The sequence below is a fragment of the Spirosoma endbachense genome (assembly GCF_010233585.1).
GTDB classification, from domain to species: Bacteria; Bacteroidota; Bacteroidia; order Cytophagales; family Spirosomataceae; genus Spirosoma; species Spirosoma endbachense.
In genome coordinates, this window is the sequence record NZ_CP045997.1 from 1,745,868 (window position 1) to 1,757,959 (window position 12,092).

A 12,092-nucleotide genomic window follows, 5' to 3' on the forward strand; every position below is an offset into this window, starting at 1 on the left:
TGTTGGAAAACCCTTAAATACAGGTTAGAAAAAATCAACTAATACACTGATGCTCAGAAGAAACCAACGATCTTTCAATAACTCCCTCAGCGCATGACTGGCCAGCCGGATCTGTACTTCAATCGTTCGAACCGAAAGGCCAAGCTCACTGGCAATTTCTCCGTATTTCTTTCCTTCGAAGCGGTACATCAGGTAAATGCGTCGGCGCTGTACAGGCAAGGACTCGATCGCTTTTTCTACATCCTGATAGAGTTCATCATACTGGGTGATGGCGTCTGGTTGCTGGTGCTCCTTTGTGGTCTGATACTGGGCTTCCTCCAGCGATACATCGCGCTGGAATGTCTGCCGAATGTAATTATAGGCCTGATTCCGAATGGTTTTGTAGAGATAAGCCCGGTAAGAAGTGGTAATGGTGCTAAAAATCTGTTGTTCATAAAACTGACAGAACATATCGGCGACCAGGTCTTCGGCAACAGCTTTTGACCCCACAAAACGCACAGCATGACTGCAAAGGGCGACATAATGCTGCCGAAAAAGCAACTCGCAACCCAATTGGGCGTCGGTTTTGAACGTTCGGCGGATAAACAGTTCTTTATCGGTAGCCAACGGCTCCAGCTCATCTGGTGATGATGCGTCCATAGTCGATAAAGGTACTGATTCGGTCACTGCGTCAGTTTGCCAGGTACTGATTAGTTGCATGTTGTAATTGATTAATCGTATGCTCACTAATAACCATTCTAACTTAAAGACACATTTACCTATCCAAAACCCTTAAAGCAAACAGGACATTTTCAGTAAAAATTTTCACCATCCGACGGGTTTGTTATAAAAAGCCTCCAAATCACGCTGTAAGGCATTTTTAATAGCCTGAGTAGGCAAAAAAAGTCATGACAGTAACTGACCATCCCAACGTCATGGATGCTGGCATCACGACTTTGCAGTAAGCTTGTCTGTTTGATTTTTCTTCCGTTGGATCTGTCTTAACTCTAGGATGGCTCCCAGAGGCCACCTGCAAACTGTGTAACTAAGCAAACAGTCACTACCGTCAAATTATGTGGTTGACTTTAGAATCAGGCCGTTTCAGATTTGCTATGTGATCTTGTAAAAGTCTTATGTTGAAAGCTTGTTTATTAATAGTGAGTACGTCGCAGTCATTTGACCAACTTGACTGATGATCCTTACTCGAATCGGGTAATGATGATGTGTGCTCACAACGGTAACAAAGGCTAGTTGACTGGATTACTAATGCCACTGGAACGAACAGAGTGGGTCTGATAAAATTTCTCAGCAACAGAGATAAGCCAACTAAAACAGCCGGTATACTCAAAATTTGACCCATATTCAGGCTCATCCTGTCTTCAAAAGCAACCTGATTTTCTTTGAAGAATTCCCAGAGGAACCGTAGGCCAAATACCCAGATTAAAGATATTCCTAACATCGTACCTGGTGCCGATTGGGTACGATACGTTCTCCAGTACCAAAGTAGCAGAAAGAACAGCACCAGATAGGATAACGATTCGTAGAGTTGGGCTGGGTGACGGGCTACCTGACTAAATTCTTGATTCCGCAAGAACACAAAAGCCCAGGGTACGTCGGTTGGCTTACCAACAATTTCTGAATTCATCAGATTGCCAAACCTGATAAAAGCTCCGGCAAGGGCAGCTATGATACACACGCGGTCAGTGAGCCATAAAAACGTTTGACCAGTCGCCTTGCTGGATGCACGTTGAGAATAGAGCCACAAACCAATACTAATGCCTATTATGCCTCCATGACTGGCAAGACCAGCGAAAGGAGGGGTTATAATCCCTAATGGGTTGTGCAGAAACATGGCAGGCTCGTAAAAAAGAAAATGACCTAACCTTGCACCTAAGATGGTTGAAACGACCATCGTTATAAATAGTGGATCAGTATCAGATAGCGGTTTTTTCTCTGTCTTGAAGATGAACGTCATTAGCTGGAGTCCGATCAGAAATCCGGCGGCAAAGCATAACCCATACCACCGAAGGGGCCAGGAGCCGATACGAATGATCTCAGGATCAATGTTCCAAGTGATATACTGAAGCATAATCTTGTTATATAAGTGGCATTACGCAAAGTAATCCCAAAATATCGTTAATTCTGATTTCCCTGTGCCTGCTAAATCAGCGAACTAGCGTTTAAATACACAGAATCTCGAATTATGGCCTGACTACTCTGTTCGTTTAGTCTGAAGGGCAATGCATCAACAAGTATTGATATGCCCGTGCTTATACGACAACATTTGACGAACTAGTGCTCGGCTAAGTTAAACCTATAAGGTTTTTGAAACCTTATAGGTTTGTAATTACGTATAAATTATAAAGTGGAAGAGTACTACTACTGTACCTAAACACTTTGTCAAGTTAATCAATGGGAAAAACAACCCGATTTTCCTCTACTTTCGATTGGATTGCGCCCGTTTATGATTTACTGGCAAGTGTGGTATTTGGGAGAAAACTTCAACAGGCGCAGGTTGTCTTTTTACCTACTATTCCGCAAAATGCATCGGTGCTTCTGGCAGGTGGTGGCACTGGCTGGTTGCTCGAACAGCTTTTGGTGGAGCGGAATCCGAGACGGGTTCTTTACCTCGAAGCGTCGGCTCAAATGGTAGCGCTGACCAGTCAGCGAATAATCCAGAAAGCAGTCCTGGGTACGGTCGAATATCGGGTAGATACGATCATGCATTTGCACAAAGACGAACAATTCGACATTGTTATAACGCCTTTTCTGCTCGATCTTTTCCCAGAAGAAACGTTACAATCCACACTACTACCTCAACTCCGAAATGCGCTTAAACCCAACGGGATCTGGCTGGTTACAGACTTTGTAGTCACAGATGTCTGGTGGCAAAAAACGCTGCTGTGGACCATGATCCGTTTTTTTCGACTGACGGCTGGCATAGGAACTACGCAACTGGCTGATTGGCAACGGCTTCTTGCGGAGGCCGGTCTATCTCTTCAGAAACGGCAGCCTTGCGTAGGAGGCATGGTCTCAACCGAAGTCTGGCACTTAAAATAACGCGTTAGTCTTTCTTTTCCAGGCGATTGTACTTTTTCATTACTCGCTGCAAACGGTCGTGTGGTAGTGCATACACTTTATGACCATTAATGCCATCCATCGTTTCGGCAGCTACCAGGGCATTAATAATAGCTTCTTCGGTGGCTTCGACCGTTGCTTTAAACACAACATCGAGACTCGACTTATCGACTGATCGATAAGTTGTTAACTTCGTCAGCGTGTCCTGTTCGGCTGTTTGAGTTGAGAAGGCCATAAAAATATCGCCGGAGCTGTTGGTTCCGTAGGTACCTGTTCGGGCGATACCCATTGTGACGCGCTTAGCGACCAGATTCAACTGCGATGAAACAAGGGGCACGTCCGTTCCAACGATTGCAATGATTGAGCCGTCTTTCTCATTCAGCACCGGCATTAGATCCGTAATCTCCTGACCAACTGGCAAACCGGCGATCAGCAAATCGGGTCGGCGCCCAAAATTGGCCTGAACCAATACACCCACCGTATAGGTCTGATTGCCAATTTTTATCACGCGCGAAGCCGTACCCGTTCCGCCCTTAAAGGCATAACAGATCATACCCGTACCTCCGCCAACGTTACCCTCCTGAATTGCCCCCGACGACGCACCATCCAGCGCAGCCATAACATGCTCCTTCCGGACATGTAAGCCGTTGATATCATTCAAAACACCGTCCCAGGTTTCGCCGACGATAGGCAGACCGAACGCAAAATCGAGGGGATTTTTAGACGCAAAATGTTGGTGGGACCAACTGCCAATAGCATCTCTGACCACGCCAACACTATTCGTATTGGTAATACCGATAGGGCCGCAACCCGTTCCGTAATCATGGATGTAGGGAATGCCGGTCATTTCACCATCACCATTAAAAATAAAATAACCAGCCGGGTAACTTTTAGTCGTTTTCCCAGCTGGCAATATTACCGTTACACCCGTTCGGATCGGGCCGCTACCCAGCATCCATTTTCCTTTTCCTTCGATGAGCGTTTTATAACCCACCAATACACCCGGCACGTCGGTAATGGCATTGTATTCTCCGGGCGTACCATTGAATGGTATGCCTGCATCACGGGCTCTTGGCTTAGTGGCTGTTTGAGCCTGTACAACCGTTGCCGTAATTAGCAGAAAAGCAAGCAGATAGTTTATCATTCAATAAGACACGTATTGATCGGCTCAAATTACGGGTCTTATCGGCATAGTCAAATTATTTAGCCATTTTGCTAATGCCCGTTCGACCGTTATGATTATAAATTATTTCGAAACCGGCTTCATTCACATACTTTGCTTTCAATTTCTGATGTACCGCTTCGGGTTGTTTTACTCCGTTTACTTCTAATTCATCATTTGACAGTCTGAATGACAGATCGCTTTTATCGGTGATGATTCCTTCCTTGATCAGGTCGTCGATGACGCCACGGGTTGTTTTTTCAAAATAGATTCTCGCTTCTTCAGCTCTTACTCTTGCGTGTTCGGCCTGTTTTTTGGCAACCTGAGCCATTCCCTGTGCTTCTTCGGCCCTGAGCTTCGCCATCAAAGCCAAGCTCCTGTTATCCTCCGCCATCCGTTTTACCTGTTCGGCATGTTCGCGTAACTCAACCAGGTTGTGATCAGCGTTTCCGGCATGCAGTTTATCCTGCTGTATTTTGGCTTTTAAAAATGCCTCGTCCCTTAATTTAGCTGTCTGTGCGCGTAATTGATCCAGTTCTAGTTGAAGTTCTGCCTTTTTGTAAGCTAAATCGGCATCTTTCATGGAGTTTAACTTATCCATAGCCGCCCGAACCTGTTTATCTTCTGTTCTTAGTTCGGCCTGCATTTGCATTAGCTCGGCTTTCTGTTTTGCCACGATTGCTGACAAATGCTCTCTTTCAGCATAGACCTTTGCTTTCTCGGCCTGTTTTCTGGCCAGCTCGGCCTGGCCTCTTGCTTTTTCGGCTTGTTTACGATCAATTTCGGCCATTCGCCGGGCTTCCTTTAAATCCTTGATAATCGTATCGATTTCAGCTTTATAGGTAGCTACCTGATCATCTGGAATCTGTTTGCCATTGATTTGCAAAGAGGAAATAAGGCCGTTTTTCTCAATGAACTGATACTTCTTTCCGTCTTTGGTTATGTTATAGGTGCCCGTTCCGGCCTTGTCTATTTCAGTATGCTCGATACTCGTCGTTTTAGGCAAGGTATCTGGTTGCACAGAACTATACGACGGTTTAACCAGTCGACTACCGGGTAAGATTGTGGCATAATTCTCCCTGATTTTCTGGTGGTAGGACGAGGGGACGAAAGCAACCGTTACAAAAACGGCAATGGCGATACTCGACGTCACAAAAATCTTTTCCATGGCATTTAGTGGTTGGTTATTGTTGTAAACTATTCGTTTGATCCGTTCCAGCAGGTGATTACGTTTCCGGGAAAGCATCATCGCAAACGATTGCCGAATCAGATTGTACTCCTGAAAAGCGACCAATGCGTTGATGAACGAGGTTTTATTGCCACTAATGGCGATCGCCATATCGTCGCAGCAGTGTTCGCGCTCTTCCCGAATCAGCGCCGACACCCACCATACCGCCGGATTGAAAAAGAAAACACTTTCGGCAAAACTCTGCATTAGATTGACCAGATAGTCTTTTCGTTTGATGTGGGCTAATTCATGCAGCAGAATGGCTTCAAGCTCATGAACCGGCAATTGAGCCAGTAACCCAATGGGCAGCAAGATGACAGGTTTTAGTAACCCAACCACGGTCGGTACGTTAACCAACTCTGACTCCAGTAACAAAACAGCCTTTTTCACACCTACTTTTTGAGCCAGTCCACGGAGTTTATCCGCCCAGTGTTCTGTTGGTTTGTGCGTTTTATGATGCCTGATTCGCTGAATATGCCCCAGACTGGCCATGGCCTGCACAAATCGGGCGCTGAAGATGATAAACCAGATTGTTACAATCAACGCAGCGTTTGCAGCCACTGAATCCATCAGCCAACTAACAGTTGCTCCGCTACCAATTTCCTGAAAATCAACAGGCATGTAGGACGAAAAGCGGCTGGTGTTTGCTGGTTTTGATAAATTCGTTAAAGCTGAATGACTGGTTTCCAGCTGACTGAATTGCAGATAGAACGTAAAACCGCTACCGATAACAAACAGGCAAAATAGAAAGGCAAAAAGCTGATAACGTAAAGTAGAACTGGATTTTCTGGTCAATACGACCACAATTGCCGTTACAGCAGCCAACAGCAGCCCCTGCCACAACGAATGAACTAGTGTACGGCATAGAGCCTGGGTTAGGTGTTGCCACCCGGAGAGTGAGGTGTGTAGAGGCTGCATGTAAGAATGTGTTAGCGTTGATCCAGATTTTTCAGAAAATCCTTAATAGCCTGTAGCTCTTCGGGTGATGTTTTTTGATTACCCAACAACTGCATTACCAGATTGGAAGCCGACCCGTTATACATCGAATCGACATACCGTTTCAGTAAATAATCTTTCGTTTTTTTCTCTTCGTCAACCGGGCTGTAGACATGTTTCATACTACTTTCATCCCGTTTCAGTATGCCCTTTTCGGCCATGATCTGCATCAGTTTCAACGTTGAGGTATACTGTACGGCCCGTTTCTCCTCGTTCAATTTATCATTCACAAACCGAACAGTAGAAGGCCCAGATTGCCAGAGAACCTGAAGGATTTCGAGTTCAGATTTGGTTGGCTCAGCAGGAATATCTCCGTTTGTTTCTTTCATGAAGCAAAGGTAGGAAATATTTCGTACGAAAAAATATTTACCTTATTTTTTTCAACTAATTGCAATTACGACTTTCGCCGAGAAGCGTGCCACGGTTACTAATGGCGAGTTGATAACCGTGGCACGCTTATCGGCGAAAGTCATAACCGCATGAATAGGGCGACCAATAAAAAAAGCGTCCAAAGCGGGGCATAGTATCCTACCGCTTTAGACGCTTTCGATTACCTGAAAAGCTGAGGCTTAACGCACTAAACAGCTATAAATCAGATAACAAACCCTTTACCGAATAACCTCACAGATTTCTAAACAGCTTCATTAACGCGGGTAATTCACTGACATCATACCACTCCTCTCCTCCCAAATTGAGCCACTGGCCGTCGCGCCTAGGGCGTTTAAGCTGAGCCTCATCATCTTCATAATCGTGATTGTATACCTCAGCCATAATGTGCTGTAAGGCCGACCAGGATTGTGTTTTTGTCGATTCGTTTCGATTCTGGCTTTGTACAACTTTCACCGTACGATCGGCAAAGGAAGCCGTCAGTCGAACTTCCAGCTCGCCCTGCTGATTCGCAAAATCCAGGTAGGTAAGTTCAAACGGGCGTTCGCGGCCGATTGCTTCATACGACGCCTGAATTAGCTCCTGCACCAGGTATTGCCAGCTATCGGCATTTTTAGGTCTCCCCTGCCTAACACCAGCATTATCTGATTCAAGCGTAATATCCCAGTAATCATCGTCTTCGCCGAGGGCGTCTTCGTTCGAGGGCACTAGTTGAGTTTTGTTGACCAGATCCGTCATCGTTTGCCACCAGGCTTTCGGCAGACGGCCCGACCAGCCAAAGTCATCATCGCGCGTATACCCCTCGGCAATCAGTTCGTCATCGTCAATATCGTCGCGATCGGGATAGGTAATTGACAGGTCAATCTGCAACGACTTATCCGCTGCCGCACGAACGGTCAACGTGTAAAAATAAGCGTAGGGCGCGGGCAACGACCGGGCCGTTTGGTAGCGAATTTGAATACTAGTGAAGGACATGCTTTTTTGTGTGCCGGACAACTGACCCCAAAGTTAAGGGATTCGGGCGATTGTGGCGTTTCGGTCAACTTTACCAGTAGGTGTTTCAGCAAACTGGCTGACGGTGATCTGCGCTTTTGGTACTGCATAAGGACCCAACTGACGTCGAACAGCTTCCTGAACGGCCCCGAATTGGTCGCTGCTCAGTAATTTCTGTTCAAAAATAACAGCGATCCGCTGACCAAGCCGGTCGTCGGTCAGACCAGCGACAAACAACCGGGGTATCGCTTCCAGCTGCCCGATACTGGATTGACCAAACAACGCCAGCGTATCCTGCACCACTCGCTCGACCTGCTCTGGCTGAACTTTTACGCCACCCGTATTAATGATGGTATCTGCCCGGCCCAACAGCCTGAATTGGTTGGGTTCTACTTCACGGAGCAATTCGACAACGTCGTTCGTTTGAATTCGCTCGAACTTGGTGGCAGCCGCTGTAATGTGCAGGCATTCTCGCTCGTCGGTTCCCAGCACGACTCCATCCAGCGCGGTAAAAAAATCACTTTTCATTGGGCCGTTCAGCCGACGCAACGCAACATGCGACACAGTTTCAGTCATACCATAGGTCGCAAAAATAGGGGCATCGATTGCCTGCAATGCCCGTTCAAGAATAGGGCTGGTAGCCGCTCCTCCCACCAGAATAGCCTTCATCTCGTTCAGAATCGGCAATTTCTGCGGTATAGTCTCAAGGATAGTTTGCAGTTGTAACGGTACAAGTGCCGTGAAATCAAAATGAGTTTGATCAGATTCAAAAGCTGCCAACGGGTTGCCCGATGGCTCGACTACCGTCATTGTCATACCCAACTCCAGTCCCCGAACAAGCATCATCACCCCGGCCACATAGCGAATGTTGAGGCAAACCAAGGCTTTATCGCCCATTTGCAGGCCAAGCGTCTGGCCTGTCAGGTGTGCACTGGCTCGCATCTGTGCCCTCGTGAGCGTAATTGGCTTAGGCGTTCCCGTAGACCCGGATGTATGCAGGATAAAACTCGTTTGACCACTTAACCACGCCTGGCAAAATTCCAGCGTTTCGGCTTCGTAGGCCGAATCGGGCGTTGGCCAGGAATCAGGAAGTAAAGGATTCACTATCATTATCAATTGTCGAGACACAAGGCTTTGCACGCCGACATAGTCTGTACTTAGTTATCCAATTTCTGATCAGGTATGAATGCGCAGGTTTCCATTGGCCAGATCGGCAACCTGGTACTGCTTTAAGGGTAGCGTAGCTGGCCCTATCACCACTTTACCCGTGGTATCAAACCGCGACAGGTGAAGCGGGCAATAAAACTGATTTTCAGCCGATTTGTAAACTAACTCTGTTCCCTGATGGGTGCATTTTGACGATACAGCGAGGAATTTGCCGTCTTTTGTCTGGGCTACGATTACATTTTTAATAACGACATACCCCCCTTTTACTTTCAGATTTTCATTGACCTTATCATTCAGATTCAGGATCAGATCAACCAGTTGGTCAGGATCAGCCGCCGGTTCACCCGCATCGCCCTTCGAGCAGCCCGCGCTGCAACGCGTTAGCAGGATCACACCAACGCTGGTACCGACTAATCGAAAAAACTCATGCCGGTCCATTGTGGGTAAGGTGTTTTGCATGTTGGTTCGTTGTAATTTTGCGGATACTATCGCTTACGCGATGTAAATATGGTTTTTTTTTGTCATTCAACGACAGCGAACAAAGACGCTCGCCGGGCGGTTACCCAAACAGTATGGAAGAAGCAAAAGTAATTGTCAATCCGATCTCTCCAGATAAAGTTGCCGAAGCACCCGGACTTCTGGAGTATGCACACACGGCGGGCGGAGCCGTAATCCGCCCCGAAGATAAAGGTAGGATTACCGGCCGGGCTGTTGCGGCCATGCGCGAACAAACTGACATGCAGCTAAGTCAGCTTTACAAGCAGATGCAACTGCTGGCTGAGCAGGCAACCGCCATTCGGCATCGCGTTGAAATATCGGAACGGATTTACGCAGCTCAAATGAGCTTCGAGCCGGTTGTTGGGCATACCTATCACTTCTATCAACGGAAAAACGGAACTGACCTGCTATCAATGGTTGGTCCAACCGAATGGGGACGCAAGTTTCCGTTCGAACGCTGCCTGGCCACTGTCCGCATGATGGCGGATCATACGTGGGATGTGCAGTATCATGAAGTCTCTTTCGAAGAGTAAAAGAGCAAAAGGGCGAAAGAGCGAATTGAAAGGGCCGCTTTTTCGCTCTTTCACTCTTTTGCTCTTTCACTCTTTTATTTATGCAAAGTAACTACCCCTGGGAACCGATTAAAGAATATCAGGAAATTCTATTCAGCTATTACGAAGGCATCGCCAAAATCAGCATCAACCGCCCGCACAAACGGAATGCGTTTACCCCACTGACCGTCAAAGAGATGTCGGAAGCCATGGAACTGGCCCGCCAGGACGAACGAGTTGGTGTAGTGATCCTGACCGGCGAAGGTGGCGAAGCGTTCTGTAGCGGTGGTGATCAATCCATACGTGGTCATGGGGGCTATGTGGGCGAAGATCAGGTTCCTCGTTTGAACGTGCTGGATTTACAAATGCAGATTCGTCGGATTCCGAAGCCTGTTGTTGCTATGGTTGCTGGGTATGCCATCGGTGGTGGTCATGTGCTGCACGTTATCTGCGACCTGAGTATTGCTGCCGACAACGCCCGTTTCGGCCAAACCGGCCCTAAAGTGGGGAGTTTCGACGGCGGGTTTGGTGCTTCTTATCTGGCTCGTGTTGTTGGTCAGAAAAAAGCCCGCGAAATCTGGTTTTTATGTGATCAATACGATGCGCAGGAAGCACTGGACATGGGGCTGGTAAACAAAGTGGTGCCGCTCGATCAACTGGAAGAAACAACGATTGCCTGGTGCCGGAAAATCCTGGAGAAAAGTCCAATTGCCCTCAGAATGCTCAAAGCATCGTTTAACGCTGAACTCGACGGGCAGGCTGGTATTCAGCAATTGGCTGGCGACGCAACGCTTTTATATTATTTGTCGGAGGAAGCCAAAGAAGGGAAAGAAGCCTTCCTCGAAAAACGGAAACCTGATTTCAGCAAGTTTCCGAAGTTTCCGTAATCAGGATCGAATACGATTCTGTTAACCGGGATGGGGTCTTACTTATTATTTCAACGAAGCCCGCGAACAGGAGCTCAGTGTGGCTCCTGTTCGCGGGCTTCGTTCGTTTCAGCTCTAGAATGATCTGTTATATCCGCTGCAAATCAAATATGACCCCTTAGAAACAGTTCAAATGTGGGGTTAGCCAACTTTATTGATAGACAAATTCCCGAATACTTGTCGGCCAGTTGGAATCTATATCCGAAACGACAAACTCCCGCACAGCACGGCCTTGCTGATCAAAATCGTACTGATGGGTGAATACCGTAGTCTCCGGCGAAGACGAGTTAGGCGAGGTTGACACCATCGTTTGTTTCAGGAGCAAATTCTGGCTTTGCTGCCCCCTGAATGTCAGTGGCGAAGGAATTCCGGGTTTGCCTGGATCATACTCATAGGTATTCTTCTGAATCAGCCCGGAACTATAGACAGTTTCCTTCGCAACAACATTACCGTTTTTTATGATGTATGCATCCCGCTGATTATTACCCGTATAGCTTATCAGATACCCCTCAGCATCATACACGTATTCGTCGGGACCCAGATTACCTTTCAGGTATCCTTTTGTGTTCAACAACAATGTATTCAATAAGTCTTTGCTTTCAGAGTTCTGGTATCGCTGGATAAGGTCAGGTGTATACTGGTACGAAAGCTCCTCCCACCAACTCGGGTTATTACGGGCACTCGTTCGTTGCCGAATCAGGCGATCATTGGTATCGTAGTTGTAATCATTCTTTATCCTCCAGTTAAGCAATAGCTTTTTCCCATTTAGCGTCACTGTTTTTTCGCCATCTGTACTTATCAAATACTCCGTGATTTGTATGACCCGACCCATTTTCGCTGATGCAGGGGTCTGTATTGAGGTTGGCGAAGTAGTCTGTGGGCTGATATCGCCCTGAGGAGTCGTGCAGGCCGACAGCAAAGCCAGTGGAAAGAGCAATGAGAAAGTAGTAACTGGTTTCATTCTGTGGAAGATTTTATCGGAAGAATCCTGAAAAATAATCGACGGATTATCATGTATCAAAACCTGTAACCAAAAACGACACCAAACAAGCAGTCAAACAATTCATAATCAGCAATTTATTAATCAATATAAATTATTCAAAGGCGCATAAATACATAAATTCCTT

The 12,092-nt window shown here is 46.8% G+C and carries 12 protein-coding genes; 3 read left to right on the forward strand and 9 right to left on the reverse strand.

Annotation, left to right across the window (positions count from 1 at the left end; translation table 11 throughout):
- Nucleotides 1-24: 24 nt before the first annotated feature.
- Together GJR95_RS06825 and lgt are read right to left on the reverse strand one after the other, a co-directional pair.
- Nucleotides 25-699: an RNA polymerase sigma-70 factor gene (locus GJR95_RS06825; protein ID WP_162385160.1), complete on the reverse strand. Its 675-nt coding sequence runs from the start codon at nucleotides 697-699 to the stop codon at nucleotides 25-27.
- Nucleotides 700-1,045: 346 nt separating this feature from the next.
- The gene (lgt, locus tag GJR95_RS06830) at nucleotides 1,046-2,068 is read right to left on the reverse strand and encodes a prolipoprotein diacylglyceryl transferase (protein ID WP_162385161.1); all 1,023 of its coding nucleotides are present in this window, start codon (nucleotides 2,066-2,068) and stop codon (nucleotides 1,046-1,048) included.
- A 323-nt stretch (nucleotides 2,069-2,391) separates the two neighbouring features.
- Between lgt and GJR95_RS06835 the strand changes: the two genes are divergently transcribed.
- Nucleotides 2,392-3,039: a class I SAM-dependent methyltransferase gene (locus tag GJR95_RS06835; RefSeq protein WP_162385162.1), complete on the forward strand. Its 648-nt coding sequence runs from the start codon at nucleotides 2,392-2,394 to the stop codon at nucleotides 3,037-3,039.
- Nucleotides 3,040-3,043: 4 nt separating this feature from the next.
- On the opposite strand, the gene GJR95_RS06840 is transcribed toward GJR95_RS06835, so the two are convergent.
- The 6 genes from GJR95_RS06840 to GJR95_RS06865 form a co-directional block, all read right to left on the reverse strand.
- Nucleotides 3,044-4,201 carry a DmpA family aminopeptidase gene (locus GJR95_RS06840; protein WP_162385163.1) on the reverse strand — a complete coding sequence of 386 codons (1,158 nt, stop codon included), beginning with the start codon at nucleotides 4,199-4,201 and terminating at the stop codon, nucleotides 3,044-3,046.
- A gap of 55 nt (nucleotides 4,202-4,256) precedes the next feature.
- Nucleotides 4,257-6,365 (reverse strand): M56 family metallopeptidase, encoded by a 2,109-nt coding sequence (locus tag GJR95_RS06845; protein ID WP_162385164.1) that lies wholly within the window; start codon nucleotides 6,363-6,365, stop codon nucleotides 4,257-4,259.
- An 11-nt stretch (nucleotides 6,366-6,376) separates the two neighbouring features.
- Nucleotides 6,377-6,772, reverse strand: coding sequence for a BlaI/MecI/CopY family transcriptional regulator (locus tag GJR95_RS06850; RefSeq protein ID WP_162385165.1), 396 nt, complete (start codon nucleotides 6,770-6,772; stop codon nucleotides 6,377-6,379).
- A 292-nt stretch (nucleotides 6,773-7,064) separates the two neighbouring features.
- A complete protein-coding gene (locus tag GJR95_RS06855; RefSeq protein ID WP_162385166.1) occupies nucleotides 7,065-7,805 on the reverse strand; it encodes a hypothetical protein in 741 nt (246 codons plus the stop codon).
- 33 nt (nucleotides 7,806-7,838) lie between these two features.
- A complete protein-coding gene (locus GJR95_RS06860; RefSeq protein ID WP_162385167.1) occupies nucleotides 7,839-8,933 on the reverse strand; it encodes an AMP-binding protein in 1,095 nt (364 codons plus the stop codon).
- Between the two features lie 66 nt (nucleotides 8,934-8,999).
- Nucleotides 9,000-9,449, reverse strand: coding sequence for a QcrA and Rieske domain-containing protein (locus GJR95_RS06865; protein WP_162385168.1), 450 nt, complete (start codon nucleotides 9,447-9,449; stop codon nucleotides 9,000-9,002).
- Between the two features lie 113 nt (nucleotides 9,450-9,562).
- Between GJR95_RS06865 and GJR95_RS06870 the strand changes: the two genes are divergently transcribed.
- Together GJR95_RS06870 and menB are read left to right on the forward strand one after the other, a co-directional pair.
- The gene (locus GJR95_RS06870) at nucleotides 9,563-10,021 is read left to right on the forward strand and encodes a DUF2452 domain-containing protein (protein ID WP_162385169.1); all 459 of its coding nucleotides are present in this window, start codon (nucleotides 9,563-9,565) and stop codon (nucleotides 10,019-10,021) included.
- An 80-nt stretch (nucleotides 10,022-10,101) separates the two neighbouring features.
- Nucleotides 10,102-10,926, forward strand: coding sequence for a 1,4-dihydroxy-2-naphthoyl-CoA synthase (gene menB, locus GJR95_RS06875; RefSeq protein ID WP_162385170.1), 825 nt, complete (start codon nucleotides 10,102-10,104; stop codon nucleotides 10,924-10,926).
- A 190-nt stretch (nucleotides 10,927-11,116) separates the two neighbouring features.
- Here the strand turns inward: menB and GJR95_RS06880 are convergent, their stop codons facing one another.
- On the reverse strand, nucleotides 11,117-11,926 hold the full coding sequence (locus GJR95_RS06880) for a hypothetical protein (protein WP_162385171.1): 810 nt from the start codon (nucleotides 11,924-11,926) through the stop codon (nucleotides 11,117-11,119).
- Nucleotides 11,927-12,092 lie beyond the last annotated feature (166 nt).

Coding starts and splice junctions, on each gene's coding strand:
- GJR95_RS06880 (WP_162385171.1), bottom strand. CDS start 11,926: ATGAAACCAGTTACTACTTTCTCATTGCTCTTTCCACTGGCTTTGCTG.
- GJR95_RS06845 (WP_162385164.1), bottom strand. CDS start 6,365: ATGCAGCCTCTACACACCTCACTCTCCGGGTGGCAACACCTAACCCAG.
- GJR95_RS06850 (WP_162385165.1), bottom strand. CDS start 6,772: ATGAAAGAAACAAACGGAGATATTCCTGCTGAGCCAACCAAATCTGAA.
- menB (WP_162385170.1), top strand. CDS start 10,102: ATGCAAAGTAACTACCCCTGGGAACCGATTAAAGAATATCAGGAAATT.
- GJR95_RS06860 (WP_162385167.1), bottom strand. CDS start 8,933: ATGATAGTGAATCCTTTACTTCCTGATTCCTGGCCAACGCCCGATTCG.
- GJR95_RS06855 (WP_162385166.1), bottom strand. CDS start 7,805: ATGTCCTTCACTAGTATTCAAATTCGCTACCAAACGGCCCGGTCGTTG.
- GJR95_RS06870 (WP_162385169.1), top strand. CDS start 9,563: ATGGAAGAAGCAAAAGTAATTGTCAATCCGATCTCTCCAGATAAAGTT.
- GJR95_RS06840 (WP_162385163.1), bottom strand. CDS start 4,201: ATGATAAACTATCTGCTTGCTTTTCTGCTAATTACGGCAACGGTTGTA.
- GJR95_RS06835 (WP_162385162.1), top strand. CDS start 2,392: ATGGGAAAAACAACCCGATTTTCCTCTACTTTCGATTGGATTGCGCCC.
- GJR95_RS06825 (WP_162385160.1), bottom strand. CDS start 699: ATGCAACTAATCAGTACCTGGCAAACTGACGCAGTGACCGAATCAGTA.
- GJR95_RS06865 (WP_162385168.1), bottom strand. CDS start 9,449: ATGCAAAACACCTTACCCACAATGGACCGGCATGAGTTTTTTCGATTA.
- lgt (WP_162385161.1), bottom strand. CDS start 2,068: ATGCTTCAGTATATCACTTGGAACATTGATCCTGAGATCATTCGTATC.